Genomic DNA, 25,326 nt, shown 5'->3' with positions numbered 1-25,326 from the left:
GGCGGCTCTGTCCAGCACGATCGGATCCGCGCGGCGCCGGTTCGCTCCCCTCTCCCGCCTGCGGGAGAGGGGCCGGGGGTGAGGGCAGGCGCTGGCCGGCGCGACGGCACCGTGCCGCTCGCCAGCCCTCCTCACTCGCGCGGACACCGCAGCAATGCGCGCTCCGTGCCCGTGCTGCCCGCCATTGCCGTGAGCTGCGGCGCAAGCGAGCGCAGCAGGTGCACGGCGAGGGCGCTGGTGAAGTTGTAGTGCGATGCGTCCTGTCCCTTGACGAACAGCGTGACGGTGCCGAAGTAGCGCTCGCCGAGCACGAAGACGAAGGTCGCCGACCGGCTCACCGCATACGAGGCCACCACCCGCCCGCCAGGGCCGCCGACCTGGTAGCGCTGGTCGCCGGTGCCGGTCTTGCCGCCCACCGCCAGCTGCGCGGACGGCGGCTGGCCGGCCACGGTGAAGGCATCCCGGATGGAGCTGGCGGTGCCGCCCTGCACCACCTCGGTCATCGAGCGGCGCACCAGCGCTGCCACCTCGGGCGGCAGCAGGCGTTGAGGTGTGGGCGCCTGCAGCGCGAACTGCGTGGCGTAGGGAGTCCCCTCGGCAAAATCCAGCCGAGTCAGCGCCGCGGTGCGCACCGCCAGCCCGCCGCCGAGCAGGATGCCGGCCAGTTCCGCCAGCGCGGCCGGGCGGTCGCCCGAGGCGCCGATGGCGGTGGCATAGGACGGCGTCAGCGCATCGAAGGGATAGCCCAGGCGGTGCCAGCGCTGCGCGATGCGCACGAAGGCATCCTGTTCCAGCAGCGTGCGGATGCGATTGTCCTGGCCGAACTTGCTGTGCGTGCGGAACAGCCAGCGGTAGACCTCCTGGCGCTGCGCGCGGCTGTCGCGTAATACCTGTTCCAGCGTGGCGTCCGGATGCCCGGACAGGTACTCGACCAGCCACAGTTCCAGAGGATGGATGCGCGACAGGTAGCCGCGGTCATTGAGGTTGAACTTGTCGTGGCCGTATTTCTGGTACAGCTTGTCGATGTCTTCGTCGGAAAGCTTCAGCGCCGGCAGGCGCGCGCGCAGGACGCGGGCAAAACCGGCCTCGTCGAGCGACGGCTCGACGCTGAGCAGGGCTACGGCCAGGTGCACCGCACCGAGATGCGATGGCGGCGTGCGCACGCGATCCAGCAGCGCGCTGATGCGGTGCGGCTGGTCCAGGTGACGGTAGCGCCGGTAGAAGCCCGCCATATAGGCACTGCCTTCGATATCGGCGAAGCGCTCGAGGTAGCCGCGCCGCTCCGGCGCGGCGCGGTCTTCCATCAGGCGGTCGACATCGGGATGGGCCTGCGCCACTTCGTAGCGCACGATATCGCGCATCAGGCGGATGAAGACGAGGTTGACCGAATGCTGGAAACCCTGGCGCACGGTCATGATGCGCTCGCCTTCCCAGCGCTCGAAATTGGAGAAGCTCTGCATGCCGCCGCCGGTAAAGAACGCCTCACCCGGATTGCCCGAATACTTGCGCTCGAGCGCGGCTTCCAGCATCGGTTCGAGCGCGCGCTCGTCGACCTCGCGCGTCTTCAGCATGTAGTCGACCGCCCAGCGGCTCAGCACATCGTTGCGCGCCAGCCTGGCCGCCTGCAGTTCGGCGCGGCTCATGTCGGCATAGCGCGCCTGCAGTTCGGTGACGATCTCCAGGTAGGTGACCAGCGTGCGCAGCTTGGCGGTGGAGCCGAGGTTGAGCCGCGCACCGCTGTTGAGGTCGAACGGCTGGTCGACGTTGTCGGCCTGCACGCGCAGCAGGCTGGCGTTGCCAACCCGCTCGTACAGCGTGAAGCTCGCCACCAGCTTGCCCGGATCGTCGCCGGGACGCAGCATGTTGTAGCCGTACAGCCCCATCTCGCGCGCGCCGGCGGGATCGTGCAGGCGCTGCAGCACCGCGCTGATGTCGCGCTGCGCCTCGCGGTTGACGCTGCTGGTGGCGCGCAGGTCGAGCCGGTCGAGTTCATAGCGGCTCGGTATCCCGGTCAGGTGCGAGAGGTCGGCGCGCAACTGGTTCTCCGCCTTGCGTGTGACATAGGGCGGCTGCGGCGGCCGCGGCGGCGGTGCCGCCTTGTCCAGGGGCTGGGCCAGCGCGGCGTCGCGCAGCGCGGGCGTGATGCTGCCGTTGGCGGCCAGCAGGCGCAGATAGCTGCCGGTCAGCGCATCCAGGTTGGTGTCGTCGCGGCGCAGATGGAAGGTGGGACGGCGCTGCGCGATGATCAGCGACAGCGCGCGCTTGAACACCTGCGCCTCGCGCGGCGTGGGATGGACCGGGTCCATGCCGGTCAGCAGGCGGTTCGCCTCGGCGAAATCCTCGCCGTACCAGACCCACAGGCCGTCACCGATGCCGTTGACCTCGCCGAAGCCGGCCCGCGCCGCCAGCGGCACCGTGTTCAGGTAGTCCACCACCACGCGCTCGCGCGCGGCCTGCGTGTCGGGGCCTTCCAGGTAGGCGCGCAGCGAGGCGGACGCCATCTGCCGGAACTTCTCCCTGACAGAGACCGTGCGGCCCTCTGGCGAGTGCCGGTATTTCTCGATCTGCGTGGCCAGCGTGCTGCCGCCGGGCGAGTCATGGTGGCGCAGTGCCAGGCGCAGGCCCTGGTCGGCGATCGCATGCGAGAAGCGTACCCAGTCCAGCGCCGGATTGCGCTCCGGGAATTCGGGATTGAGCAGGCCCTGGTTCTCGACGAACAGCAGGGCGTTGACCATCACCGTCGGCACGGCTGCGAAGCCGGCGTACTGGCGTTGCGGATAGTGCTGTGCGGCCAAGGTCAGGCCGTTGCAGTCCAGCAGGGACAGCCCGGCCTGGTCCTTCTCGGGGTAGGGCGCGAACAGGCCGTAGTCGATGGCCCGCAGCATGTCGTCCGACATGCGCGCCTGCGCCACCGGCGCGTAGCCACGGGCCGCCAGGCGCTTGCTGATGCCGGGCAGCAGCGCGTAGCCCAGGCGGGTGTCATAAGGCGAGGGGTCGGGAAAGCGGATGCTGTCACTGGCCCCCGGCTGCACCTCGAAGCGGATGTCGCGCCCCAGGCGGGACAGGTAGCGGGCCTGCAGGCGCGAGGTGCGCAATTCGTCGGCGATGCCGTGGCCGATGACGTAGACGCCACCCAGGGTGGTCGCCAGCACCACCAGGCGCAGCCAGCCCCGCCGTGGCGGGCGGCGAGCGGCCTCGCGCTTCGCGCTGCGCGCGGAGGCGGAAGACCGGTTCAGGACCCTTGGCAGCACGGCGATAATCCAGCGGCAGCGTTGCGACGGACATCGATGATGCTACTAGTATCGTCGCTGGCGCGAGGAATGCGCGTGCTTTCGCGCACGGAAGCACACCGAAGCGCGCGGCCGCGCAACAGGTGGAGGCCGTGCCACCCGGGGTGCCGGGGGCGGCACCGGGGTGGTCGGCCCGGCGCCGCACGGACTGCGCGGACTAGTTCGCGGCCACCGGCACGGGGCGGCCGGTAAAGGGATAGCTGGGGTCGCTGTAGCCGGGCGTGGAGGCATGGCCGGGACGCACCAGCGCATCGACCATCGCCTCTTCCTGCGGCGATACCGCCACGCCCAGCGCACCGAAGTAGTCCTCGAACTGGGCCAGCGTGCGCGGCCCGGCAATGACTGCGCTGACCAGCGGATTGGCCAGCACCCAGGCCGTGGCGAACTGCCCCAGCGTCAGTCCTCGTGCCTCGGCATGCGCCTTGAGCTGCTGGGCGATGAGGAGCGACTCCTGGCGGAACTCGGTCTCCATGATGCGACGGTCGGCACGCCCTGCGCGGGTGCCTTCCGGCGGCTGCTGGCCCGGCAGGTACTTGCCGGTCAGCACGCCGCGCGCGATCGGGCTGTAGGGCACCACGCCCAGGCCGTAGTGGCCGCAGGCCGGCAGGATCTCCACCTCCGGCATGCGGTTGAGCAGGTTGTAGTAGGGCTGGCAGCAGACCGGGCGCGGCACGCCGAGCTGCTCGCACAGGCGCGCCACCTCGGCGATGCGCCAGCCGCGGAAGTTGGACAAGGCCCAGTAGCGGATCTTGCCGGCGCGCACCAGGTCGCCCATGGCACGCACCGCTTCCTCGAGGTTCTCGCCCTCATAGTCGCGGTGCAGGTAGAGGATGTCGAGGTAATCGGTGGCGAGGCGGCGCAGGCTGTCCTCTACCGCACGCAGGATCCAGCTGCGCGAATAGTGCGAAAGATTGGGGCCGGCGCCCATGGCGTTGCCCAGCTTGCTGGCCAGCACCCAGCGCTCGCGGTCGCCGGTGAGCAGGCGGCCCACCATCTGTTCCGAGGCGCCGCGGCTGTACACGTCGGCGGTGTCGATGAAGTTGACACCGTGTTCGCGCGCGCTGGCCACGATGCGCGAGGCTTCGCTCTCGTCGGTCTGGTCGGCGAACATCATGGTGCCGAGGCACAGGGCCGACACCTTCAGGTTGCTGGCGCCCAGGCGCCGGTATGGCATGTTCGATTCGGGCATGGCAGGTTCGTGCTGGAGAGGGGTTCGGGAATGCGCGGCGTGCACGACAGGCAGACGGCCGCCGCGACTGGCATTGTGCCGCGAGCCGGGCGCGCCTGCAGGAGGCGCGGGCGGGGCGATCCGCCGCGCCGCCGCCACGGCGGCATTGCCGGCGCCGCAGGAGCGGGCTATCTTGGGAAGCACGCCCGCGCTGCGTGCCGACCATCTCCCGAGCCGAGGTCTTCCATGTCTGCTGCCGACCGTCCCGTCGCCGCTCCCGCCCCCCTTGGCCAGGCAGTTCGCCAGTCCCGCCCGCTGCGCGCGGCCGCCCTCGCCTGGCTGGCCCGCCTCGCCTGGCTGGCCGGACTGGCCTGCGCCAGTGCCGGCGCGGCGCGCGCGCAGGTACCCGAGCAGGTGGTAGACATCCCCACCCGCCCCGGCGTGACCCAGCGCTTCCTCTACCTCGCACCGGCGGCGCCGAAGGCGGCCGTGGTGCTCTACGCGGGCGGCCACGGCGGCCTGCGCATCTTCCCCAACGGCTCGATGGGCTGGGGCGCCGGCAACTTCGTGGTGCGTACGCGCCAGGACTTCGCCGCGGCCGGCCTGGCGGTGGCGGTGGTCGACGCCCCCAGCGACCGGCTGTCCCCGCCCTACCTGAACGGCTTCCGGCAGGGTGCGGAACACGCGGCCGACGCGCGCGCGGTGATCGCCTGGGTGCGCGAGCATGCCAAGGTGCCGGTATGGCTGGTCGGCACCAGCCGCGGCACGCAGTCGGTGGCGGCGATCGCCATCCGCCTGGCGGACGGCGGCGGCCCCGACGGCATCGTGCTGACCTCGACCATCCTGCGCGAGGAGCGCGGGCGCGCGGTGCCGCAGATGGAACTGGCCAGGCTGGCGCTACCGGTGCTGGTGGTGCACCACAAGGACGACGGCTGCAAGCTGTGCCCGGTGGCCGATACCGGCATGCTGATGGACCGGCTCACGGCCGCGCCGCGCAAGGAGCTGGTGGTGGTCAGCGGCGGCAGTAACCAGGGCGATCCGTGCGAGGCCATGGCCTCGCACGGCTACAACGGGATCGAACCGCAGGTGGTGCAGTCGATCGCGACGTGGATCACCGCGGCGCGCTGAGCGCCGGCACGCGCGGCCGCGGGCGCTAGTCCGCTGCGTCAGAGAAAGCACCGCCGCTCGGGGGCGCATGCTCTGGTGCAGTGGACTTAGCCGCCCCAGCCGTCGGTGGACAGCAGCGCGTCGAGCGGGCGGCCGTGCCGCCAGTCCTCCAGCTCCAGCATCGGCGCCGGGTAGAAGGCATGGACCGGGCCCAGGCACAGGATGGCGATGGGCTGGCTGCCGGACGGCATGCCCAGCAGCGCGGCCAGGGCCTGCGGCTCGAACATCGAGACCCAGCCCATGCCGAGGTTCTCCACGCGGGCCGCCAGCCACAGGTTCTGGATGGCGCAGGCGGCCGAGCACAGCGCCATTTCGCGCGGCATGGTGCGCCGCCCGAACACGGTACCGTCGTCGGGCGCCAGCGCCGCCACCAGCAGCTCGGCGCAGTCCCTCACACCCTCCACCTTGAGCTTCAGGAAAGCCTCGCCGCGCGCGCCGAGCGCCTGGGCCGTGCGCTGGCGCTCCTGCTCCACCAGGCCGGCGATGCGCTCGCGCAGGCCGGCGTCGACGATGCGCACGAAGCGCCAGGGCTGCATCAGGCCGACCGACGGCGCGCGGTGGGCGGCCTCCAGCAGCCGGCGCAGCACCGCCTCGTCGACGCGGGCGCCGGCGATGAAATGGCGCATGTCGCGCCGCGCCGCCGCCAGCCGGTAGAAGGCCGCCTGTTCGTCGGGCGTGAAGTCCGGCTCGGCCGGTCGCGGGTCGCTGGCGGGGGTGGTCATGGGATCGGGACGAGGGCGAGGGCGAAGGAACGGGAAGGGAAACGGGTCGATGGCCGGCAAAAACAAAACGCCGCCGGCAAGCCTGCCGGCGGCGTCGGCCCGGCCTCCCTGCGGACGCCGGGCAAGCGCGCGGGAACGGGCATGCCGCCCGGCCCGCCGCCCATGCTTCAGTCTTCCAGCTGCGGCAGCCCGGCGTCGCCGCCGGTCAGCAGGCCACCCTTGGTGTAGTTGACCAGTTTCTCGCGCGTGTCGACGATGTCCAGCGTGCGCATGGTCAGCTGGCCGATACGGTCCTGCGGCGAGAACATCGACTCGCCCTTTTCCATGGTCAGCCGCTCCGGCTTGTAGGTCAGGTTCGGCGAGGTGGTGTTCAGCAGCGAGTAATCATTGCCGCGGCGCAGCTCGATGGTCACTTCGCCGGTGATGGCGCTGGCCACCCAGCGCTGCGCGGCCTCGCGCAGCATGATGGCCTGCGGGTCGAACCAGCGGCCCTGGTACAGCAGGCGGCCCAGGCGGCGGCCGTTGTCGCGGTACTGCTCGATGGTGTCCTCGTTGTGGATGCCGGTCACCAGGCGCTCGTAGGCGATGAACAGCAGCGCCAGGCCCGGGGCCTCGTAGATGCCGCGGCTCTTGGCCTCGATGATGCGGTTCTCGATCTGGTCGCTCATGCCCAGGCCGTGGCGGCCGCCGATGCGGTTGGCCTCGGCCAGCAGCTCGACGGCATTGGCGAAGGTCTGGCCGTTCAGCGCGACCGGCTGGCCGGCCTCGAAGCGCACCGTGACTTCCTCTGCCTTGATGGCGCAGTCATCGCGCCAGAACGGCACGCCCATGATGGGCTCGACGATCTTGATGCCGGCGTTCAGGTGCTCGAGATCCTTGGCCTCGTGCGTGGCGCCCAGCATGTTCGAGTCGGTCGAGTAGGCCTTCTCCACCGACATCTTGTAGTCGAAGCCGTTGGCGATCAGGAACTCGCTCATTTCCTTGCGGCCGCCCAGCTCGTCGATGAAGGTCTGGTCCAGCCACGGCTTGTAGATCTGCAGGCCAGGGTTGGTCAGGAGGCCGTAGCGGTAGAAGCGCTCGATGTCATTGCCCTTGAACGTGCTGCCATCGCCCCAGATGTTGACGCCATCCTCCTTCATCGCGGCCACCAGCATGGTGCCGGTGACGGCGCGGCCGATCGGCGTGGTGTTGAAGTAGGTGACGCCGGCGGTGGAGATGTGGAAGGCGCCGCACTGCAGTGCGGCGATGCCCTCGGCCACCAGTTGCTGGCGGCAATCGATCAGGCGCGCATCCTCGGCACCATACGCCTTGGCGCGGCGCGGGATGTCCGAGTAGTCCGGCTCGTCGGGCTGGCCCAGGTTGGCCGTGTAGGCATAGGGAATCGCGCCCTTTTGGCGCATCCACAGGAGCGCTGCGCTGGTGTCGAGGCCGCCCGAGAAGGCGATACCGACGCGCTGGCCGGTCGGAATGTGCTGCAGAATGGTAGTCATCGCCAATGATGGTGTGAGTTTGTCGGCTCTTGCGGCGCGTTTCCCGCCGCCGTGCGGCGCAGACGCCGGCTTTCCGGCCCCGGGCGGGACCAGGCAACGCGAGCAGCCGGTTTCGGATGCCAATCCGCAATTGTGACACGGACGCGGCGGAGCGCCAAACAGGGGCGGCCGGCTGCGTGGCTCGCGCCGCCGGCCATGCGCCTTCCCCGCGCCGGCTCCTTCCCCCGGGCCAGGTCGCCACACGCCCGCCACGCGCCCACCACAGGGCGTTCGAATCGCGCGAACGCCCGCTTCAAAACTCTCGACTGGCCCGCCGCCGAGGGCGCTCCCTATACTCCGCCGCACGGTTCATCGACACGGAGCCGACATGCCGGTGATGGCGGTGGAAAGCTCGCACGCGCTCAACCCCGACGTCTACCAGAAGACCCCTACGACCCGGTCAAGGACTTCGCGCCGATCAGCAATCTGGCCGACGTGCCCAGCGTGCTGGTGGTCAACCCCGCCTTCGCCGCCAAGGACCTGCATGCCTTCATCGCCCTGCCGGTTCGGCCTGGGCACGCCGGCCGGCGTGCCGGGGCCCATCCTCGACCAGCTCAACCAGGCGGCGCGCCAGGTGCTGGCCGGGCCGGACGTGGTGGCCGCCATCGAGAAGCAGGGCGCGCTGCCCAGCCCGACCTCGCGCGCGGAGTTCGCCGAGCTGGTGCGCAAGGAGAATGCGCGCTGGCGCAAGATCGTCGAGGATATCCACTTCGCCAAGCTGCAATGACGCAGCGCCATCGCCAACCGGCATCCGCTGCCCGCCCGGCCGGGGTCGGGCAGCATCCAAGGAGACCCGCATGACCGCCACCCCCGCAGCGACTTCATCGACCGCACCCGATCCGCAGGACCTGCCGGAACAGGAAGTCGCCCGCCACGCCAGCGTGGCGATCGACACGCAAGGCGTCGCCACCCTGACCATCTGCGGCGCCGGCTCGCTCAACATCCTCGGCACACCCGTGATCCGCGCCCTGACCGCGGCGGTCACGGCCCTGGCCGCCGATCCCGATATCCGCGTGCTGGTCCTGCGCGGCAGCGGCGACAAGGGCCTGATCGGCGGCGCCGACATCAAGGAGATGGCGGCGCTCGACCGCGCCAGCGCCGAGCGCTTCATCAGCAGCCTGCGCGGCCTGTGCGATGCCATGCGTCACTTCCCCGCGCCGGTCATCGCGCGCATGCCGGGCTGGTGCCTGGGCGGCGGCCTGGAACTGGCGCTCGCCTGCGACCTGCGCATCGCTGCCGACGACGTGCGGCTGGGCATGCCGGAAGTGAAGGTGGGCATTCCGTCGGTGATCCATGCCGCGCTGATGCCGCGCCTGATCGGCAACGCGCGCGCGGCCTGGATGCTGCTGACCGGCGAGCCTTGCGACGCCGCCGAGGCCTTGTCCTGGGGACTGGTGCACAAGGTCGTGCCGCTGGCCGGGCTGGACGAGGCGGTGGCGCAGCTGGCCACGCTGCTGGCGGGCTTCGGCCCGACCGCGCTGCGCCAGCAGAAGCGGCTGCTGCGCGAATGGGAAGACGCCCCGGTCGACACCTCGATCGCGCGCAGCGTGGCCGAGTTCGGCAGCGCCTTCGACACCGGCGAGCCCCAGCAGCATATGCAGGGCTTCCTGCAGCGCAAGCGCTGACGCCCGCACCGGCGGCATGACGCCCGCTTGGCCGCTGCCGGCCTCAGGCGGGCGTGGACGCAGCCGGCGCGTCGCGCGTAGCCGCCACGCGCGGATCGTCCAGCAGGAACTGCGCAAAGGCCGCGGTGAAAGCCGGCAGCCTGCCGTCGGCCCGCACCATCAGGCTCAGTTCGCGCCGGGCCCATGGCTCGGCCAGCGGCACGGCGCCCACGCGCACCTGCGCCAGCGCCTCGGCGGCGACGCTGCGCGGCACCAGGGCCAGGCCGACGCCGGCTTCCACCAGCGCCAGCACCGCCTCGAAACCATGCGCGTGCAGCCGCACGTTGGGACTGCGCCCTTCGCGCTGGGCCATCTCGCGCAAGAACAGGTAGTTGCTGCTGGCGCGGCTCATGCAGACGAAATCGAACCCGAGCGCCGCGCCGAAGCGGATGCCGGCGGCCAGCCCCGGCAGGCGCAGCAGCGGATGGCCCGGCGGCACCGCCAGGATCAGTTCGTCCACCGCATAGCGCGACGCGCGCACCCCCGGCGTGTCGACGGCGGCGGCAAGGATGCCGATGTCGGCTTCCTGCGCTGCGACAGCAGCCAGGATCGCCTCGCTGGCCCGCTCTTCCAGGTCGATGTTGACCTCGGGATGCGCGCTCAGGAAGCGGCTCACGCTGGGGATGATGAAACCGTTGAGCGAGCTGCTGTTGGCCAGCAGCTTGATATGCCCGCGCAGGCCGGACGAGAAGCGGCCCACTTCGCCATGCATGCGCTCGACGCCGAGCAGCAGCTCGCGCACGTGCACCAGCAGCGTTTCGCCGGCAGGCGTCAGCTCCATGCCGCGCGCGCTGCGCACGAACAGCGGCGTGCCCAGCGCGTGCTCCAGGTTCTTCAAGCGATAGCTCGCGGCCGATGCCGTGATATGCACGGCCGCGGCGCCGTTCGACAGGCTCTGTGCCTGCGCGATCGCCTGGAACAGGCGCAGGTCCGTCAGTTCGTAGCGCACATTGTCTCCTTCCTGCTGCAGGCCGGTGCCTCGGCGATGTGATGGCAGCGCCAGCGCGGCACGCCAGTCTAGTGGAAGCGCCCCGGCCTGCCCAGCTGCGCAAGTTGTAACCGCATGCGCGCCAATGTGGACAATCGCCACATCAACGCCTATCTTTGTGTACGCCGTACACAAAACCGCACCGATGGCCATCACCGGTAACGGTGCGCTCCAGGAGATCCCCATGCAAGTCCAGCCTTACCTGTTCTTCGAGGGCCGCTGCGAAGAGGCGGTCGCGTTCTACCAGCGCGCCATCGGCGCCGAACTGATCACCATGATGCGCTACCAGGACAATCCTGAGCCGCAGGCCGGCAACGGCTGCATGCAGGCGCCCCCCGCAGGCGACAAGGTGATGCATATGGCCATGCGTATCGGCGCCACCACGGTGATGGGCTCGGATGGCCGCTGCGAGGGCAAGCCCGCGTTCCAGGGCTTCGCACTGTCGCTCAATACGCCGGACGAAGCCGCCGCGCGCAAGCTGTTCGATGCGCTCGGCGACGGCGGCCAGGTGCTGATGCCACTGGGGCGTACCTTCTTCTCGCCGGCCTTCGGCATGGTGGCGGACCGCTTCGGCGTATCGTGGATGGTGCTGGTCGCGCCGGACACGCCCTGAGCGTGGCCGGCGCCCGCGCACCTGCTCCGCCGGGTGACGCGGAGCGCGCACGCGTCCGTTGTTCTACAATGCCCGCCCGCACGGCGACGTGAGTTGGAGAACGGAGAACGCGTGATGGAATCCCGCCTTACCGAACTGGAGATCAAGCTGGCCTTCCAGGAGGACCTGCTGGAAGCGCTGAACGCGACCGTGGCGCGGCAGCAGCAGGAGATCGCATCGCTGCAGGAGCAGTTCCGCGCCCTTTACCAGCAGGTGCGCCAAGGCGGCGGCGCCGACCATGCCGGCCCGCAGCACGAGATCCCGCCGCACTACTGAACCGAGGCCCGCCGCGCCGGCGGCCGGGACGACGGGCCGCGCGGCACGGAACGCGCGCGCCGCGCCGCGGTCAGACGGGGTATCGCGAAACCCTTTGGCGAAACCCTTTGCCGCCCCGCCACCGCCCGTGATGTCCACCCCCTTGGAAACGCCGCAGCGGCCCATGCGCCGCCTCGCCCTGCGCGCCCTCGCCGCCGCCACGGCCGCTGCCGCCTGCGCCACGGCGCCGGCGGCCCTGGCCGGCTACAACATCTGGACCGGCGAGTACACCTTCACGCGCGAGGAACTGCAGCGGGCGCTGGCACAGCGCTTCCCCGCCACGCTGCGCTATGGCGAACTGCTCAGCGTGCAGCTCAGCCATCCGCGCCTGACACTGGACGCCGGCGCCAACCGTGTCACCACGCTGGTGGACGCGCGGCTCACCAACACCGTGCTGGGGGGGCCACCGGTGGACGGCTCGCTCGCGCTCACCAGCGGCATCCGCTACGATCCCGCGCGGCGGGCGGTGCTGCTCGACCAGCCGACGCTGCAGCAGGTACAGGTCGCCGGGCTGCCGCCGCAGTATCGCGAACCGCTGAACGCCATCGGCGCGGCCGCGGCCAGCCAGCTGCTGCAGGACTATCCGCTCTACACCTTCACGCCGGAGCAGCTCCACGTCGGCGGGCAGGAGGTCGAACCGGGCGCGATCACGGTCTCCGACGACGGCATCCGCGTGCAGATCAAGCCGCGCTGAGCGATTGCAACCCGCGCAACGACACAGCGGGCACAGGGCCCGCTCAGGCCGTGGCGGCGAGCGCTGCCACCAGCGCGGTCAGTGCCGGGCCGCAGGGCTCGGCCACCTTGAGCGAAAGCATGGCGTCGGCGCGCGTCCTGCCCAGGTTCAACGCCGCCACGGGCTTGCCCATGCGCTCGGCCCAGACACAGAAGCGATAGCCCGAATAGACCATCAGCGAAGAGCCGACCACCAGCACCGCGTCGGCCGCCTCCAGCGCCTGCGTGGCGGCCTGGACGCGCTCGCGCGGCACCGAATCGCCGAAGAAGACCACGTCGGGCTTGAGCACGCCGGCACAGCGGCGGCAGGCCGGCACGCGGAACCGTCCGAAATGCTCGGACTCGAGATGGGCGTCGCCGTCGGCCGCGGCCTCGGCCTGCAGGCCGAGCCAGTCCGGATTGTGCGTCTCCAGCTCCCGCTGGATGCCCGCGCGCTCGTGCCGCTCGCCGCAGGCCAGGCAGGAGGCGCTGGCAATGGTGCCGTGCAGTTCGATCACGCCGGCACTGCCCGCGCGCTGGTGCAGCCCGTCGACATTCTGCGTGACAAGCCCGGCCACCCTGCCCTGCGCCTGCAGCGTGGCGAGCGCGTGATGCGCCGCATTGGGCTGCGCGCCGGCGGCGATCGGCCAGCCGACCATGCTGCGCGCCCAATAGCGCTGGCGCGCCGCATGCGAGCCGAGGAAATCCTGCAGCAGCACCGGCGGCGTGCGCTGCCAGGCGCCCTGCTCGTCGCGGTAGCCGGGAATGCCGGAATCGGTGCTGATACCGGCCCCCGTCAGCACGAACAGCCGGGGGTGGCGCAGCAGGAAATCGCGCAGCGCGGTCATCGGCGCAGGCCTCTGGGATGGGTCAGGCGGCCGGGTGCGCGGCGTGCTCGGGATGGCGTGCTTCCCAGGCGCGAAGTTCGGCGCGGTAGCGCTCCATTTCGTCGGCGTAGAAATCGAACACGCAGGGATCGCAGCCGCTCTGGCAGCATTCGTTGTCGCCCGGGCGCTCGGGCGGCACGGGACGGGGATCGCGATCGGCAGGATGGTCTGGCACGGTAGGGACTCGCCGCGCGGCGATTCGGCCGGCCAGCGGCGCTGGGGACAATGGAGACCGGACCAGTATACCGCCCTGCGCCTGCGGCGGCAGGCAATGGCAGGCGGCGACCGGCGGCTTGGGCGCCCGCGCCGCCGGTCAGTGCTCCATCAGTGCTCCATCAGTGCTCCAACAGGCGCTCACCGACCGGGATGACGACCGGCTCGCCGCCCATGCGCGCCACGTCCTCCATACTCAGCCAGCGCTGCACCAGGTCCGCCAGGCGGCAGCCGATGCGCTCCAGCTCGCCGGGCGTAGCGAGATAGAGCGCATCGATGACATCCTGGTCGAACTGCAGCGCCGCCGCGCAGGTGCGCTGGCCGTCGCGCGCGGACGAGAGGGCCAGCCAACTCACGCGCACCTGGCTGCCGCCCTCCCCCGTGTACTGGGCCGAGATCGGGAAAAAGCGGCTGGTGTGCGTCCGCGTCCAATCGACTAGTCTACCCATGGCGCGCCTCCCCTCGTCATGCCGGATTCGGCAGGTCAAAGCCGCAGGCGGCATCGCTGCCGCCCGCACCGATCGGTATTCGACTGCGCCGCGGCCGGCGCCGCAGCGCGGCCGGGCATCGCCTGGCGCCACCGGAAAGCCGCGGCCCGGGTGGCTCGGACTCAGCGGCTGAGGATGTGGAACAGCCACTCCTGCGCGCGGGGCGGTACGCCGAGCGCACCGGCATCCAGCACCTCACCGTCGCTGGACAGGCACCCGCCCCACAGAGCATCCACGGCCGCCTGCGCGTCCGGGTAACGCCCCATCACACCGTTTCCCAGCATCAACATCCAGTCGCGCTCGCGCGGAATCAGCGAGAACTGCCCCGCGGCCGTCTGGCAGAAAAAATAACCGTACACGAGAACTCCGGGCTCGCAGCACCCGGGCCGGCACGAGGACCGGGCAGACCGCCCGCGCCAACCGCTCCGGCCGCGATTGGCGGCCGTCATCTCCACAATGCAGCCAGTATGCAGCGGCCCTCATCCAACCGGGATTGAGCACTGCTTGCATTCTAGTCGGCGGTGCGCCGGGCGGCTGGACGGCGCGAGCGCCCCGATCCCAGCCGGCATCACATTCAGTCCCTCCCAAAGTTGTATTTAATGTCTTGTATGCGACATCTATGCTGCAAAAGCCGTCGGGCTCCCCATCCCGGCGGCCCCCCTTACACTCGCCGTCCTCGCTGACGGCGGTTTTTTTTGGGGGGCCGCGGACGTGCTGGCCGCCCGACAGCGGCCAATCCTCGTGCGCCAGGTCATTCCGGGACGGCGAAAGGCTGGCCGAGCCGGACCAGCCGGTTTACCATTGCGCGATTATCGAACAGCGCATGACAGGACATGGAATCTTCCCGCCGCCTGGGCATCGGCCAAGCCTTGGCCGACACCGTCCGCGCCGCCAAACCCGCGAGCGACCAGCTCGCGGGCTTTGCCGGCGACCCCAACTTCATGCTCTCGCTTGCCCGCGGCCTGACCGTGCTGGAGGCCTTCTCCGAGCGCAAGCGCCCACTGACCATCTCGCAGGTGGCCCAGCGCACCCAGCTGTCGCGCGCCTCGGTGCGGCGCTGCCTCTATACCCTGGAGCAGCTTGGCTATGTCAGCCAGCAGGATGGCCAGTTCGCGCTGCGCCCGCGCGTGCTGCACCTGGGCCACGCCTATTTTTCGTCCACCTCGCTGGTCTCGCTGGCACAGCCGATCCTGGACGGACTCAGCACAGCCATCCGTGAAACCTGCGCGCTGGCCATCCTCGACGACACGGACATCCTTTACCTGGTGCGCTCCGAAGTACAGCGCGTGCTCACTTTCTCGCTCGGCATGGGCAGCCGCCTGCCGGCCTACTGCACCTCGATCGGCCGGCTGCTGCTGGCGCACCAGCCCCCGGCGGCGCTCGAGGCCTTCTTCGCCCGGGCCGAACTGCGTCCCCGCACCATGCAGACCAAGGTGGCGCGGGCCGACCTGGAGGCGAGCTTCGTCCACGCGCGCGAGCAGGACTTCGTGCTGATCGACGAGGAGCTGGAACCCGGCCTGCGCGCCATCGCGGTGCCGGTGCGCTCGGTCTCGGGCACCGTGCTGGCGGGCATCAGCGTCAGCGTGCGCGCCGAGCAGGTGACGGAAGCAGAGATGGTGGGACGCCTGCTGCCGCCGATGCGCGAGGCGGCCGCGGCGATCGGCAAGCTGATCGCCGCCTGAACGGCGCAAGGTCGCCGCTCCCCGAAGGAGAGCGGCGCGAGCCTGGGCGGGCTCAGCCGCGGTGCGCCAGTTCGAGCTGGAACACGAGACGCTGCAGGAAGTTCTCGAGACGGCCGTCGAGCGAGGAGAAAGCGCAGCCGAAGTGATAGATGCCGCCGTTCTGGCTGGATACGGCCCAATGGCCGACGACCTGCAGGTTGACGGTCAGCTTGCCGAGTTCGCGGAAATCGAGCACGCACTTCTCCAGCACCGCGCCCGATGGCAGTTGCTCCACGCCCAGTGCCTTGGAACGCAGGCCGACGCCGGACAGCGACAGGTCGGCGATGTCCAGCTTCATCACCTGGCCCTTCGGTGTCCGCAATTCGCAGCTATAGCCCTTGGTGACCAGCGTGCGCGCGCGGAAATGGCGGCGGCGCTGGAAGTGGTAGAGCTTCTCGGGAAAGCTGGCGACGAAGGCCGGCCCGCCCTGGAAATCGGTGGCCGCCGGCTTGCCGATCACGAAGTTCACCGGCACGCCGCGCAGCGAGGCGGAAAACGCATTCTCGCTCGACTCCAGCAGGGCCTCGCACTCGGTCTCCGAGCGGGACCAGTCGAAGACGAAGCTGCGCGCGGCGGGATCGACGTGCAACACCGTCGTCACCAGGTCATGGCCGCTGCGTGCGTGCACATTGACGATGCACTTCTGCCAGGCGAGATCCCGCAGCACGGTGCCGATCTGGGAGGGATGCGTGAGCCGGTAGCGCTCGTCAGACATCGGGCTCGATTCATCCGAGGCCTGTTCGAGTTCGGCCTGGGACGGCTCGGAGGAATCTTCAAAGTTCATGACTTCACGCAAACACTAGGAATTCGACGGCGCACGGACCTGGGGACGCGGCGCCGGAGGGGTCGCAGCCGGGCGAAGGAGATGGGCGCCCGCATGTTAAGCGTGCTTCCCGTCCCCGCGCAAGGCCTCACTAGGCCTTCGGCCGCCCGGAGCAAAACTTGAGCAAAGAGGTGCCGGAATCACGCCGCGACCGGCATCGGCTATTCGGCCAGCCCCGCCGCGGCCGGCTGGCAGGCATGGGCCTGCGCCCGCAGCCAGTCGAGCACGGCAGCACGGCGGGGATCCCCGTCGATCGGGCGCGGCGACAGCAGGCAGTAGGCCGAGCCGTCGCGAACGAAGCCGAAGGGGGCCGCCAGGCGGCGGTCGGCCAGCTCGTCGGCCGCCATCAGGCGCGAGGCCAGCGCGCAGCCCAGACCCGCGGCGGCGGCCTGCAGGCTCAGGTAGAAGTGTTCGTACCAGGCCTCTGCACCCGGGCGCAGCGTTGCCCCCGAGGCCCGCTGCCAGGCCGCCCACGCATCCGGCCGCGTGCGCGTGTGCAGGCGCGGCGGCGGCGCCCCCTCGCCCGCCAAGCCGGCGGCCAGGTCCGGCCGGCAAACGGGCCCCACCCACTCGGGCACCACCTCCGCCACGTGCAGGCGGGCGTCGAAGGGGAAATCATTGCGCCGCAACGCCAGGTCGGCGCCGCTGCGGGAGAAATCGATCGGCCCGCCGGCAGCCAGCAGATGCACCTCGATGTCCGGGTGGCTGGCCGCCAGCAGCGGCAGACGCGGGATCAGCCAGCGCATGGCGATGGTCGGCTCGCAGGACAACACCAGGGCACGCGCACGGCTGCCGGCGCGGATGCGTTCGGCCGCCGCCGCCAGCAGTTCGAGCGACTGGCTGGCCGCGGCCTGGAGCGTGCGTCCGGCGTCGGTCAGGTGCACAGCCCGGTTGCGGCGCTCGAACAAGGGCGTGCCCAGCACTTCCTCGAGCTGGCGGATCTGCCGGCTGACCGCCCCGTGGGTCAGGTGCAGTTCCTCGGCGGCGCGCACGAAACTTCCATGCCGCGCCGCCGCCTCGAAGAAGCGGATGGCTCCCAGCCAGTGCACCGACCTGCCCTCTTTCATGTCAGTTTTCCTCACGTATCAGGCGCAGGATAACTCGCTTTTTCTTCGGCCGGATTGTCAACAGAATATCGACAGATGGCTAGACATCGGGTGTCCGGCCGGCAACGAAACAGGATAGGAAAACTAGCAGAATGAGCTCAACGACCGAGGTACTCGCCGTCGCCGCCATCACCGTGCTGGCTGTCGTCAGCCCAGGGCCGGACTTCGCCATGGTGGTCCGCAACAGTTACCGGCACGGCCGCCGCGCGGGCCTGCTGGGTGCGCTGGGCATCGCGCTCGGGGTGCAGGTCCACGTCTTCTACACCATGTTCGGCGTGACCCTGCTGATGCAGCACGCGCACGGCCTGCTGTACGTGGTGAAGCTGCTCGGCGCGGCCTACCTGGTGTGGATCGGCATCCAGACCTGGCGCCGGCCGCCGCCCGCCGGGCCGGTACGGCAGGAGCCGGAAGCCCTGCCCGCGCGCGCGGCACTGCGCATGGGGTTCCTGACCAATGCGCTCAATCCCAAGACCACGCTGTTCGTGGTCAGCACCTACACCCAGGTGGTGGACGCGCAGACCCCCTTGCCGGCGCAGTTCGGCTATGGCTTGTTCATGTCGGCCGCCCACCTGGCGTGGTTCAGCCTGGTGGCCTGCTGCTTCGCCGCGCCGGCACTGCGCGTGGCCTTGCTCCGCCATGCCCGCCTGCTCGACCGCTGCATCGGCTCAGCCCTGGTCAGCCTGGGGCTGGCGCTCGGGTTCAGCAAGCTGGCCTGAAGGCGCCAGCGGGAAGGCCCGCAAGACATGGTGGCGCGCGCCGCCCGGAGACAGTTCGCTCGCATAGAGCAGGAAGCGGCCGACCTCGACGGCCGGCCAGGCAGCCCCGCGCCGCGCGGCCAGCCACGCCTGCAGCAGCGGTTCCGGCGCGCCAGGCCGGCAGCGGGCGACGGTCAGGTGCGGCAGGAAGCGCTCGCGCGGCAAGGACAGCCCCGCCTCGCGCAGCGCGGAGCGCACCGCCTCGTGCAGCGCCCGCAGCGGCGCCGGATCCGCCACACCGATCCAGAGCACACTGCCCTGGCGGCCGCGGAAGCGGCCGCCATCGCGCGGCACCAGCGTGAAGGCGGGCGACGTCACACCGGCCAGCGCGTGCTCCACCTGCGCGACCGCCGGCGCCGCACAAGCACCGAGAAAGCACAAGGTCAGATGGACCTGCGCCACCGGCGCCGGGCGGACGGCGGCGTCGCGCGGCAGCGTCGCCAGCAGCGCTGCCGCCAGTGCCGGCGGCACGTCGACGGCGACGAACAGGCGCACCGTGGCGGCGCCCGGCTCGCCGCGGCCGGCCGCGTCCGGGGCCGTCGCCCCTGCCGGCGCAGGCTGCCCCGCCCGCACCATCTCAGGCCACCTCAGGCGGCGGCCAGCGCGGCCGCATGCAGCAACGGCGACCGCGCCGCCGCGGCATCGGCTTCCAGCCGCAGCAGGAAGCGCTTGCGCTCCACGCCGCCCGCATAGCCGGTCAGGCTGCCGTCGGCGCCAAGCACGCGATGGCAGGGCACCAGCACCGAGAGCGGATTGCGCCCGACCGCGCCCCCGACCGCGCGCGCATGCCCCGCGGCCAGCCCCAGCTCCCGCGCGATCTCGCCATAGGTGCGCGTGCTGCCCGGCGCGATCGCCAGCAGGGCCTGCCACACGCGGCGCTGGAACGGGCTCCCGACCAGCCCCAGCGGCACGGTGAAGCGCGGCGCGCCGGCGCGGAAATAGTCGGCCAGCTCGTCCGCCGCCTGCTCGAACAGGCGGGCCGATGCGGCCGGCGGCGCGGCCGTCGGCACCACGCCGGCCGGGTGGTACTTCTGGCCGGAGAAGTAGGCGCCGGTCAGCCGTGCGCCGTCGGCGCGCAGCAGGATGTCGCCCAGCGGGCTGGCGATGAGACGATGGCTGATCATGGCTTGCTCTCCTCATAGCGGCGCCACAGGTGGACGGCGGCATAGGCGCGCCAGGGCGCCCACTGGGCGGCGTGCGCCTGGACGGCGCGCACGCCATCGGCCTCCAGCACCTTGCGCAGCGCGTAGTCGGTGGCGGGAAAGGCATCGGGCCAGCCGAGCGCGCGCATGGCGACATACTGCGCGGTCCAGTCACCGACGCCCGGCAGCGCGCACAAGCGGGCCACGGTCTGCTCCGGCTCGGCCGGCGGCTCCAGCAGCAGCCGGCCCTGCGCCACCTCGGCGGCGATGGCCTGGATGGCGCGCGCCTTGGCCGGCGGCACGCCGCAGGCGGCCAGCGCCCCCGCCGGCAGCGCGGCCAGGGTGGCGGCATCCGGGAAGCAGCGCTGCAGCGGCCCATGGGTTTGGGGTAGCAGCGGGCCGTGTGCCGCCGCCAGGCGCGCCAGCATGACGCGGGCCTGCTTGACCGAGACCACCTGCCCGGCCACCGCCCGCACCGCGATCTCGAAGCCGTCGACCGCGCCGGGCAGGCGCATGCCGGGCAGGTCGTCGGCCAGCACGCCCAGGTGGCGGTCGACCACGTCCGGCCGGCAGCCCAGGTCGCACAGCCGGCGGACCTTGCCCAGCGCCTGCGGGATCGCATGCGCCAGCGAACCGGACAGCGTCACGCGCAGGACCGAGCGCGCCGGCACGTGCTCGACACGCAACCAGCCGAGGTGGGTGCGGCGGCCGCTCGACACCGCCAGGGTACGCGCGTAGGCGCCGCCGTCGACGGCCTCGACACCCTCCACCACGCGCGCGGCGAGAAACCCGAGCAGGGCCTCCCAGGCCAGCGGCGGCCGGTAGCCGAGATCGAACACGAACTGGTCCGCCGGCGCGTCGGCGGCGCGCTTGCGCATGGCCAGGGGCGTCAGGCCATAGCGGGCCTTCAGCACATCGTTGAAACGGCGCACGCTGCCGAAGCCGGCGGCCAGCGCCACCTCGGTCACCGGCATCACGGTGTCGGTCAGCAATCGCTTGGCCAGCAGCAGGCGCTGAGTCTGCGCGTATTCCAGTACCGAGACGCCGAACTGGGCCTCGAACAGGCGGCGCAGGTGGCGCTCGCTGACACCGACACGCTGCGCCAGCCCGGCCACCCCGCTCTCGGCCATCTGGCCCTCTTCGATCAGGGTGGCCGCAGCCTGTGCCAGGCGCCCCGAGATATCGGCCAGGCCGTGCCCCGGCGCCAGCTCGGGCCGGCAGCGCAGGCAGGGGCGGAAGCCATGCTTCTCGGCGGCCGCGGCGCTTTCATAGAAGCTGCAGTTCTGCGGCTTGGGCGTGCGCACCGCGCAGATGGGCCGGCAATACACCCCGGTCGACGAGACGCCGACGAAGAAGCGCCCGTCGAAGCGGCGGTCGCGCGAGGCAATGGCCTTGTAGCAGGTGTCGGGATCGAGTTCCATGGCCTCATCCTACCCTCCCGCGCGGCGGAAACTGGCTGGATTCGGACCTGCGCCTTGCATTCCCGACCAATGGGGGAGGTGTCACATCGACTGCACCCGCCACCGCTAGAATGGGGCGGCGGATGGCGCCCCGGCGCCGTTCTTCACACGACTCCGAGGAGGATGGAACACGGCCGGTCTCCGGCACGGCGGGCGCCGTGCGGCGGCCGGCAGGCTGCAGTCCTTGCCGGCACCCCGGCATTGCCTGTATATTCGTACAGTATAAGTCGATACAAGAGGTGTGGATGTCGATCGTGCGAGCTGGCAGCAAGGCGGAAGCGCTCCGGCTTCTCGCCACCGAAGGCGTGCTGGCGCTTGAGCTGGACTATGAAACCGGATGGCAGGATGCCGTCGAACTCGGCAGGCTCGGGGACAAGCGCGGCATCAAGGTGCAGTACCGCGGGCAGGAGAGCATCGCCGTTCGTTCCCGTGAAGCCCTGGTCGAAGGGCTGGCGCGGCCCAAGTCGACCTTCCGGCAGCGCAATCTCTATTGCCAGTTCGACCTGGGCACGCTGGCCGACCGCGAGCTGCTCGAGCTCGAAGCCAAGGCGAGCCGCCTCGGCGACTACATCCTGGCCGGCCACCTGCTGCGCGACGTGGACGCCGTCTGGCCGGAGTGATGCGGCGGGCGCCGCGATGCCGCCATAGCTTCGGCCCCGGCTGAGGCCGGTGACCCAATGCGGTGATCCAAGGGAAGGTTCTGAAGATCTGACAGCGCCGCGACATGCGGCTGCGCTGGCGAGACGGCCGGCACCGCCGGTGCTCAGGCGGTCCGGCGCGCAGCCACCGCATCCCGCGATTCCATTCTTTCCACATGGCGGCCGGCCTGCCGGCAAACCCCGGCTGCGGCCCGCAGCGGATCAATGCGGCCAGGCAGCGGCACCCACGCCGCCGCCCACAGGCATGCGCGTGACAGGCATGGCAGGCGCGGCAGGCCGTCTCCGGCCGACGCGCCGGGTCCTGCGCGAAATCAGTGCCAGACGCGCGCGGCGTTGGCCCAGCGTGCCGCGGCCGAGCGGACCGCCGCGGCCATGCCTGCATCGTCGCCGGGCGGTGGCGCGGCCACCGCCGGCGTGGTTCCGGCCGCGCGCATCTGTGCCAGCATCGCGGCCATCCCCCCGTCGCACGCCACGGCCACGGCCGCAGCCGCCTCGCGGGCGACACCTCCCTGCCAAGGCACCGCCGAGACATAGGTCTGGCATGCGCCCCAAGGGCTGCGCGCCAGTTCCGCCAGGCGCTCGGCACCGTCCAGCACGATCAGCCGGTCGCCGGCCTCCGGCTCCAGTTCCAGCACATAGAGGTGGTCGGCTTCGCAGCGCATACGACCGCCGGCCACTGCCACCACCACCGCGCCGGGCAAGGCGATACGGCTGTCGCGCACGTAGCCGCGCAGCATCTCGCGGTGGGCACGGGCCCTCGGGTCGACGACCGCGCGGGCCGGCAGGTGCGGCTCGCACAGGGCCTGCAGCATGGCCGGCGTGGCGATCAGCGTATACGCCGGCACCGCGCCGCGATAGGTGGCGACGACCGCGCGCAAGGTGGTGCGCTGCGCCGCACCGGCGGGTTTGACGGTGCCCACGGCGCCTCAGTCGCGCAACAGCTGCTTGGCGATGATCAACTGCTGGATCTGCGTGGTGCCCTCGTAGAGGCGCAGCAGGCGCACGTCGCGGTAGAAGCGTTCGGCCTTGTACTCGGCAATATAACCGGCGCCGCCATGGATCTGCACCACGCGATCGGCCACGCGGCCCACCATCTCGGTACAGAACATCTTGGTGCAGGAGGCCAGCATGCTGACTTCGGGATCGCTCTTGCCGGGCGTCTTGGCGTCGTAGCGCTGGGCGCAGTCGCGCACCATCGACAGGCCGGCGTAGAGCTCGGCCTGGCTGTCGGCGAGCATGGCCTGGATCAGCTGGAAGTCGGCGATCGGCTGGCCGAACTGCTTGCGGTCCTTGGCATAGGCCACGGCATCGGTGATGAGCCGGTGCGCCATGCCGCAGGCCAGCGCCGAGATGTGCAGGCGGCCGCGGTCGAGCACCTTCATCGCGGTCTTGAACCCCACGCCCGGCACGCCGCCGATGATGTTGGCGGCGGGCACGCGCACGTTGTCCAGCACCACGTCGCAGGTCTTGGTGCCGCGCTGGCCCATCTTCTTGTCAGGCTTGCCGAGCGAGATACCCGGGGTGTCGGCCGGCACGATGAAGGCCGAGATGCCCGAGGCACCGCTGCCGCCGGTACGCGCCATCAGCGTGAAGGCGCCGGCGCGCGGCGCGTTGGTGATGAAGCGCTTGGTGCCGTTGATGACATAGTGGTCGCCATCCAGCTCGGCCTTGGTCTGCAGCGAAGCGGCGTCGGAGCCCGCGTTCGGCTCGGTCAGCGCAAACGAGATGATCAGCTCGCCGCTGGCGATGCGCGGCAGGTAGTCCTCCTTCTGCGCTTCGGTGCCATCCATCAGGATGCCCTGCGAACCGATGCCGACGTTGGTGCCGAACACCGAGCGGAAGGCGAAGGCGGTGTGGCCCAGGTCGTAGACCACATCGCACTCCTGCGACATCGACAGGCCGATGCCACCGTAATTCTCGGGAATGGAGATGCCGAACAGGCCCATCTCCTTCATGTCGGCCACGATCTCGGCCGGCACCTCGTCCGTTTCTTCGAGGATGTCCTCGGCCGGCTTCAGGCGCTCGTCGATGAAACGCTGCACCGAGGCGCGCAGCAGCGAGAAGGATTCGGCATCCAGGGCCATGGCGATTCTCCGGTCAATCCATTACGACAAAGTAGCCCATCATGGTACGCCGACCACGCGCTTTGACAATCCACCATCGATTGGACAGAATGGATAATATTATTTGACAAAGCGGCGGCGTCCTCGCCGCCGCCGCTGCTCCCTCCCCCTCCTTACCTCCGATGGACCTCAACGCCCTGCGCCTGTTCGTCGACATCGTCGACGCCGGCAATCTCAGCGCGGCCGCGCGCAAGCTCAAGATGACGCGCGCCAACGTCAGCTACCACCTGCGCGCCCTGGAGGAAGAACTGGGCGTGCAGCTGCTGCGGCGGACCACGCGCCACGTCGAGCCGACGCCGGTGGGCGCCGGGCTGTACGAGCACGGCCGCAACATCCTCGGCGAAGTCGCTGCCGCCACCGCGCTGATCAGCAACCTGGGCAAGAGCCTGCAGGGCCATGTACGGCTCTCGGTGCCGACCGGCCTGGGACACTCGCTGCTGTCGCCGCTGCTGGTCCGCTTCAAGCAGCGCTACCCCGACATCGTGCTCGACGTGGTGTTCGACAACCGCATCCACAACCTCGTGTCGGAGGACGTGGAAGTGGCCTTGCGCATCATCTCGACCCCACCGGATTCGGTGGTGGCCACCGAGATCGGCGCGGTCGACTGGGTGGTGTGCGCTTCGCCCGGCTATGCCGACGCCCATCCGGCCCCGCACGTGCTGGCAGACCTGCAGGCCCATGCCATCGTGTGCGCCTCGCCGGTCGGGCAGAAGCTCAAGGCATTCGGCGTGCGCGGCGACGGCGGCGCCGCGGCGCGCGAGCAGGTGGCGCTGGAGCCCACCCTCAGCTCGGAGAACTTCGCCTTCCTCAAGGAGGCGGTGGTGGCGGGCCTGGGCATCGGCATCTTCCCCCTCTACGCGATCGGCGCGGAACTGGCCGACGGCGCGCTGCGCCCGCTGCTGCCGGGCTACCGCGTCAGCGTGTTCGGCAGCCGGCTGTACATGCTGACCATGCCCAACCGCTACCAGACGCTGGCCACGCGCTACCTGATGAACTTCCTGAAGAGCGAGCTGCAGGCCGTCTGGCCGCACCCGGGCACCGCCACGTCCTCCGCCGGCTGAGCAAGCCCGCGGGGGGGGGGCGCCGATGCCGCGCGCCCGGTCCCGTCCCCATCCCGCCCCCATCCCGTCCCCGTCCCGCGGGCGCCTCGCGGGCATGCTCGCAGGCACTATAGTAGGGAAGCACAAGGACGATCCCTCGCCCTGCGCCATGCGGCCGCCGCCGGCGCGCGACGGCCGCCAGGAGACACATCATGGCACTGGCTGGCACCCTGGCGCACTGCCTGACCGACAGGCACAGCCCCTACGACCTGCTCCACCATCCCTACACGCTCAGCAGCATGGCCACTGCCGAAGCGGCGCACGTTCCCGGAGACCGCCTGGCCAAGACCCTGCTGCTGGAAGACAGCCAGGGCTATGTGGCCGCGGTGATACCCGCCAGCCACCACCTGCAGATCGCCGCCCTGTGCGAGCAGACCGGCCGCGACCTGGTCCTGGCGCACGAAGACGAGATCCGCGAGGTGTTCAAGGACTGCGAACTCGGCGCGATCCCGCCGGTGGCGATGGCCTATGGCATGCGCACCTATATGGACGACACGCTGCTCAAGCATCCCGACGTGTACTTCGAGTCGGGCAACCACCAGGACCTGGTGCACATGAGCATGGATGCCTTCCTCGACCTGATGGGCGAGGCCGAGATCGGGCATTTCGCGCGCCGCATGATGTAGGCGCCACCACGCCCCTG

Annotated in this window: 26 protein-coding genes and 1 pseudogene; 11 read left to right on the top strand and 16 right to left on the bottom strand. The window is 70.6% G+C overall.

Going from position 1 to position 25,326, the window contains the following annotated elements; translation table 11 throughout:
- Window positions 1–131: 131 nt before the first annotated feature.
- Both BKK80_RS20670 and BKK80_RS20665 read right to left on the bottom strand, forming a co-directional pair.
- The gene (locus tag BKK80_RS20670) at window positions 132–3,251 is read right to left on the bottom strand and encodes a transglycosylase domain-containing protein (protein ID WP_418235910.1); all 3,120 of its coding nucleotides are present in this window, start codon (window positions 3,249–3,251) and stop codon (window positions 132–134) included.
- Window positions 3,252–3,447: 196 nt separating this feature from the next.
- On the bottom strand, window positions 3,448–4,479 hold the full coding sequence (locus BKK80_RS20665; protein WP_071017468.1) for an aldo/keto reductase: 1,032 nt from the start codon (window positions 4,477–4,479) through the stop codon (window positions 3,448–3,450).
- 225 nt (window positions 4,480–4,704) lie between these two features.
- On the opposite strand from BKK80_RS20665, the gene BKK80_RS20660 reads away from it, so the two are divergent.
- Window positions 4,705–5,586 carry an alpha/beta hydrolase gene (locus BKK80_RS20660; protein ID WP_205683734.1) on the top strand — a complete coding sequence of 294 codons (882 nt, stop codon included), beginning with the start codon at window positions 4,705–4,707 and terminating at the stop codon, window positions 5,584–5,586.
- A gap of 86 nt (window positions 5,587–5,672) precedes the next feature.
- On the opposite strand, the gene bluB is transcribed toward BKK80_RS20660, so the two are convergent.
- Both bluB and argG read right to left on the bottom strand, forming a co-directional pair.
- Window positions 5,673–6,347: a 5,6-dimethylbenzimidazole synthase gene (gene bluB, locus BKK80_RS20655; RefSeq protein WP_071017470.1), complete on the bottom strand. Its 675-nt coding sequence runs from the start codon at window positions 6,345–6,347 to the stop codon at window positions 5,673–5,675.
- A gap of 167 nt (window positions 6,348–6,514) precedes the next feature.
- A complete protein-coding gene (gene argG, locus BKK80_RS20650; RefSeq protein WP_071017472.1) occupies window positions 6,515–7,837 on the bottom strand; it encodes an argininosuccinate synthase in 1,323 nt (440 codons plus the stop codon).
- 373 nt (window positions 7,838–8,210) lie between these two features.
- Between argG and BKK80_RS35695 the strand changes: the two are divergent.
- Together BKK80_RS35695 and BKK80_RS20640 are read left to right on the top strand one after the other, a co-directional pair.
- Window positions 8,211–8,603, top strand: a pseudogene (locus BKK80_RS35695) (tripartite tricarboxylate transporter substrate-binding protein); the annotation flags it as partial.
- A gap of 70 nt (window positions 8,604–8,673) precedes the next feature.
- Window positions 8,674–9,501: an enoyl-CoA hydratase gene (locus BKK80_RS20640; protein ID WP_084545671.1), complete on the top strand. Its 828-nt coding sequence runs from the start codon at window positions 8,674–8,676 to the stop codon at window positions 9,499–9,501.
- Between the two features lie 43 nt (window positions 9,502–9,544).
- On the opposite strand, the gene BKK80_RS20635 is transcribed toward BKK80_RS20640, so the two are convergent.
- Window positions 9,545–10,489 (bottom strand): LysR family transcriptional regulator, encoded by a 945-nt coding sequence (locus BKK80_RS20635; RefSeq protein ID WP_071071021.1) that lies wholly within the window; start codon window positions 10,487–10,489, stop codon window positions 9,545–9,547.
- 223 nt (window positions 10,490–10,712) lie between these two features.
- On the opposite strand from BKK80_RS20635, the gene BKK80_RS20630 reads away from it, so the two are divergent.
- The 3 genes from BKK80_RS20630 to BKK80_RS20620 all read left to right on the top strand — a co-directional run bounded on the left by BKK80_RS20630 (window position 10,713) and on the right by BKK80_RS20620 (window position 12,189).
- Window positions 10,713–11,141: a VOC family protein gene (locus tag BKK80_RS20630; protein ID WP_071017478.1), complete on the top strand. Its 429-nt coding sequence runs from the start codon at window positions 10,713–10,715 to the stop codon at window positions 11,139–11,141.
- Between the two features lie 114 nt (window positions 11,142–11,255).
- On the top strand, window positions 11,256–11,456 hold the full coding sequence (locus BKK80_RS20625; protein WP_071017480.1) for a SlyX family protein: 201 nt from the start codon (window positions 11,256–11,258) through the stop codon (window positions 11,454–11,456).
- Between the two features lie 163 nt (window positions 11,457–11,619).
- Window positions 11,620–12,189: a DUF1439 domain-containing protein gene (locus tag BKK80_RS20620; protein WP_071017482.1), complete on the top strand. Its 570-nt coding sequence runs from the start codon at window positions 11,620–11,622 to the stop codon at window positions 12,187–12,189.
- 43 nt (window positions 12,190–12,232) lie between these two features.
- Here the strand turns inward: BKK80_RS20620 and BKK80_RS20615 are convergent, their stop codons facing one another.
- The 4 genes from BKK80_RS20615 to BKK80_RS20600 form a co-directional block, all read right to left on the bottom strand.
- Window positions 12,233–13,054, bottom strand: a complete 822-nt coding sequence (locus BKK80_RS20615) for an NAD-dependent protein deacetylase (protein ID WP_071071019.1) — start codon at window positions 13,052–13,054, stop codon at window positions 12,233–12,235.
- Window positions 13,055–13,076: 22 nt separating this feature from the next.
- Window positions 13,077–13,268 carry an oxidoreductase-like domain-containing protein gene (locus tag BKK80_RS37510; protein WP_232346447.1) on the bottom strand — a complete coding sequence of 64 codons (192 nt, stop codon included), beginning with the start codon at window positions 13,266–13,268 and terminating at the stop codon, window positions 13,077–13,079.
- Between the two features lie 160 nt (window positions 13,269–13,428).
- A complete protein-coding gene (locus tag BKK80_RS20605) occupies window positions 13,429–13,755 on the bottom strand; it encodes a hypothetical protein (protein ID WP_071017487.1) in 327 nt (108 codons plus the stop codon).
- 161 nt (window positions 13,756–13,916) lie between these two features.
- Window positions 13,917–14,153: a hypothetical protein gene (locus BKK80_RS20600; RefSeq protein ID WP_071017488.1), complete on the bottom strand. Its 237-nt coding sequence runs from the start codon at window positions 14,151–14,153 to the stop codon at window positions 13,917–13,919.
- Between the two features lie 474 nt (window positions 14,154–14,627).
- On the opposite strand from BKK80_RS20600, the gene BKK80_RS20595 reads away from it, so the two are divergent.
- The gene (locus BKK80_RS20595; protein WP_071017490.1) at window positions 14,628–15,476 is read left to right on the top strand and encodes an IclR family transcriptional regulator domain-containing protein; all 849 of its coding nucleotides are present in this window, start codon (window positions 14,628–14,630) and stop codon (window positions 15,474–15,476) included.
- 52 nt (window positions 15,477–15,528) lie between these two features.
- On the opposite strand, the gene BKK80_RS20590 is transcribed toward BKK80_RS20595, so the two are convergent.
- Both BKK80_RS20590 and BKK80_RS20585 read right to left on the bottom strand, forming a co-directional pair.
- Entirely contained in the window at window positions 15,529–16,299 is a 771-nt protein-coding gene (locus BKK80_RS20590; protein WP_071039206.1) for a flagellar brake protein, read from the bottom strand.
- A 200-nt stretch (window positions 16,300–16,499) separates the two neighbouring features.
- Complete coding sequence (locus BKK80_RS20585) at window positions 16,500–17,405, bottom strand: LysR family transcriptional regulator (protein ID WP_157903289.1); 906 nt, start codon at window positions 17,403–17,405, stop codon at window positions 16,500–16,502.
- 131 nt (window positions 17,406–17,536) lie between these two features.
- On the opposite strand from BKK80_RS20585, the gene BKK80_RS20580 reads away from it, so the two are divergent.
- A complete protein-coding gene (locus tag BKK80_RS20580; RefSeq protein WP_071017495.1) occupies window positions 17,537–18,160 on the top strand; it encodes a LysE family translocator in 624 nt (207 codons plus the stop codon).
- On the opposite strand, the gene thpR is transcribed toward BKK80_RS20580, so the two are convergent.
- Genes thpR through BKK80_RS20565 form a run of 3 tightly spaced genes read right to left on the bottom strand, consistent with a single transcriptional unit; the run spans window position 18,110 to window position 20,762 of the window.
- Window positions 18,110–18,775: an RNA 2',3'-cyclic phosphodiesterase gene (gene thpR, locus BKK80_RS20575; RefSeq protein WP_084545669.1), complete on the bottom strand. Its 666-nt coding sequence runs from the start codon at window positions 18,773–18,775 to the stop codon at window positions 18,110–18,112. The two genes, BKK80_RS20580 and thpR, sit on opposite strands and share 51 nt — an antisense overlap.
- Window positions 18,776–18,786: 11 nt before the next feature.
- Window positions 18,787–19,323 carry a methylated-DNA--[protein]-cysteine S-methyltransferase gene (locus BKK80_RS20570; protein ID WP_071017497.1) on the bottom strand — a complete coding sequence of 179 codons (537 nt, stop codon included), beginning with the start codon at window positions 19,321–19,323 and terminating at the stop codon, window positions 18,787–18,789.
- Window positions 19,320–20,762 (bottom strand): DNA-3-methyladenine glycosylase 2 family protein, encoded by a 1,443-nt coding sequence (locus tag BKK80_RS20565; protein ID WP_071071017.1) that lies wholly within the window; start codon window positions 20,760–20,762, stop codon window positions 19,320–19,322. The genes BKK80_RS20570 and BKK80_RS20565 overlap by 4 nt, the downstream gene beginning before the upstream one ends.
- 284 nt (window positions 20,763–21,046) lie before the next feature.
- Here BKK80_RS20565 and BKK80_RS20560 point away from each other — a divergent pair, with 284 nt between their 5' ends.
- Window positions 21,047–21,421, top strand: a complete 375-nt coding sequence (locus BKK80_RS20560; protein WP_071017500.1) for a PHA-granule associated protein 4 — start codon at window positions 21,047–21,049, stop codon at window positions 21,419–21,421.
- 350 nt (window positions 21,422–21,771) lie between these two features.
- On the opposite strand, the gene BKK80_RS20555 is transcribed toward BKK80_RS20560, so the two are convergent.
- A complete protein-coding gene (locus BKK80_RS20555; protein WP_071017502.1) occupies window positions 21,772–22,380 on the bottom strand; it encodes a hypothetical protein in 609 nt (202 codons plus the stop codon).
- Between the two features lie 6 nt (window positions 22,381–22,386).
- Entirely contained in the window at window positions 22,387–23,544 is a 1,158-nt protein-coding gene (locus tag BKK80_RS20550; RefSeq protein ID WP_071071015.1) for an acyl-CoA dehydrogenase family protein, read from the bottom strand.
- A gap of 161 nt (window positions 23,545–23,705) precedes the next feature.
- On the opposite strand from BKK80_RS20550, the gene BKK80_RS20545 reads away from it, so the two are divergent.
- Together BKK80_RS20545 and BKK80_RS20540 are read left to right on the top strand one after the other, a co-directional pair.
- Window positions 23,706–24,644 (top strand): LysR family transcriptional regulator, encoded by a 939-nt coding sequence (locus tag BKK80_RS20545; protein WP_071017505.1) that lies wholly within the window; start codon window positions 23,706–23,708, stop codon window positions 24,642–24,644.
- A 191-nt stretch (window positions 24,645–24,835) separates the two neighbouring features.
- A complete protein-coding gene (locus BKK80_RS20540) occupies window positions 24,836–25,309 on the top strand; it encodes an aminoacyl-tRNA deacylase (protein ID WP_071017507.1) in 474 nt (157 codons plus the stop codon).
- Window positions 25,310–25,326: the final 17 nt, after the last annotated feature.

The organism is Cupriavidus malaysiensis (genome assembly GCF_001854325.1).
Lineage (GTDB): Bacteria > Pseudomonadota > Gammaproteobacteria > Burkholderiales > Burkholderiaceae > Cupriavidus > Cupriavidus malaysiensis.
Note: the sequence above shows the minus strand (reverse complement) of the source record. Positions and strands in the feature narration are given on the sequence as shown.

What these genes read in the sequence shown, in the direction of transcription:
- thpR (WP_084545669.1), bottom strand. Translation starts at nt 18,775, where the DNA reads ATGGTGCGGGCGGGGCAGCCTGCGCCGGCAGGGGCGACGGCCCCGGAC.
- bluB (WP_071017470.1), bottom strand. Translation starts at nt 6,347, where the DNA reads ATGACCACCCCCGCCAGCGACCCGCGACCGGCCGAGCCGGACTTCACG.
- BKK80_RS20580 (WP_071017495.1), top strand. Translation starts at nt 17,537, where the DNA reads ATGAGCTCAACGACCGAGGTACTCGCCGTCGCCGCCATCACCGTGCTG.
- BKK80_RS20625 (WP_071017480.1), top strand. Translation starts at nt 11,256, where the DNA reads ATGGAATCCCGCCTTACCGAACTGGAGATCAAGCTGGCCTTCCAGGAG.
- BKK80_RS20545 (WP_071017505.1), top strand. Translation starts at nt 23,706, where the DNA reads ATGGACCTCAACGCCCTGCGCCTGTTCGTCGACATCGTCGACGCCGGC.
- BKK80_RS20595 (WP_071017490.1), top strand. Translation starts at nt 14,628, where the DNA reads ATGGAATCTTCCCGCCGCCTGGGCATCGGCCAAGCCTTGGCCGACACC.
- BKK80_RS20640 (WP_084545671.1), top strand. Translation starts at nt 8,674, where the DNA reads ATGACCGCCACCCCCGCAGCGACTTCATCGACCGCACCCGATCCGCAG.
- BKK80_RS20585 (WP_157903289.1), bottom strand. Translation starts at nt 17,405, where the DNA reads ATGAAAGAGGGCAGGTCGGTGCACTGGCTGGGAGCCATCCGCTTCTTC.
- BKK80_RS20605 (WP_071017487.1), bottom strand. Translation starts at nt 13,755, where the DNA reads ATGGGTAGACTAGTCGATTGGACGCGGACGCACACCAGCCGCTTTTTC.
- BKK80_RS20665 (WP_071017468.1), bottom strand. Translation starts at nt 4,479, where the DNA reads ATGCCCGAATCGAACATGCCATACCGGCGCCTGGGCGCCAGCAACCTG.
- BKK80_RS20570 (WP_071017497.1), bottom strand. Translation starts at nt 19,323, where the DNA reads ATGATCAGCCATCGTCTCATCGCCAGCCCGCTGGGCGACATCCTGCTG.
- BKK80_RS20590 (WP_071039206.1), bottom strand. Translation starts at nt 16,299, where the DNA reads ATGAACTTTGAAGATTCCTCCGAGCCGTCCCAGGCCGAACTCGAACAG.
- BKK80_RS20540 (WP_071017507.1), top strand. Translation starts at nt 24,836, where the DNA reads ATGGCACTGGCTGGCACCCTGGCGCACTGCCTGACCGACAGGCACAGC.
- BKK80_RS20560 (WP_071017500.1), top strand. Translation starts at nt 21,047, where the DNA reads ATGTCGATCGTGCGAGCTGGCAGCAAGGCGGAAGCGCTCCGGCTTCTC.
- BKK80_RS20620 (WP_071017482.1), top strand. Translation starts at nt 11,620, where the DNA reads ATGCGCCGCCTCGCCCTGCGCGCCCTCGCCGCCGCCACGGCCGCTGCC.
- BKK80_RS20660 (WP_205683734.1), top strand. Translation starts at nt 4,705, where the DNA reads ATGTCTGCTGCCGACCGTCCCGTCGCCGCTCCCGCCCCCCTTGGCCAG.
- argG (WP_071017472.1), bottom strand. Translation starts at nt 7,837, where the DNA reads ATGACTACCATTCTGCAGCACATTCCGACCGGCCAGCGCGTCGGTATC.
- BKK80_RS20550 (WP_071071015.1), bottom strand. Translation starts at nt 23,544, where the DNA reads ATGGCCCTGGATGCCGAATCCTTCTCGCTGCTGCGCGCCTCGGTGCAG.
- BKK80_RS20565 (WP_071071017.1), bottom strand. Translation starts at nt 20,762, where the DNA reads ATGGAACTCGATCCCGACACCTGCTACAAGGCCATTGCCTCGCGCGAC.
- BKK80_RS20630 (WP_071017478.1), top strand. Translation starts at nt 10,713, where the DNA reads ATGCAAGTCCAGCCTTACCTGTTCTTCGAGGGCCGCTGCGAAGAGGCG.
- BKK80_RS20615 (WP_071071019.1), bottom strand. Translation starts at nt 13,054, where the DNA reads ATGACCGCGCTGCGCGATTTCCTGCTGCGCCACCCCCGGCTGTTCGTG.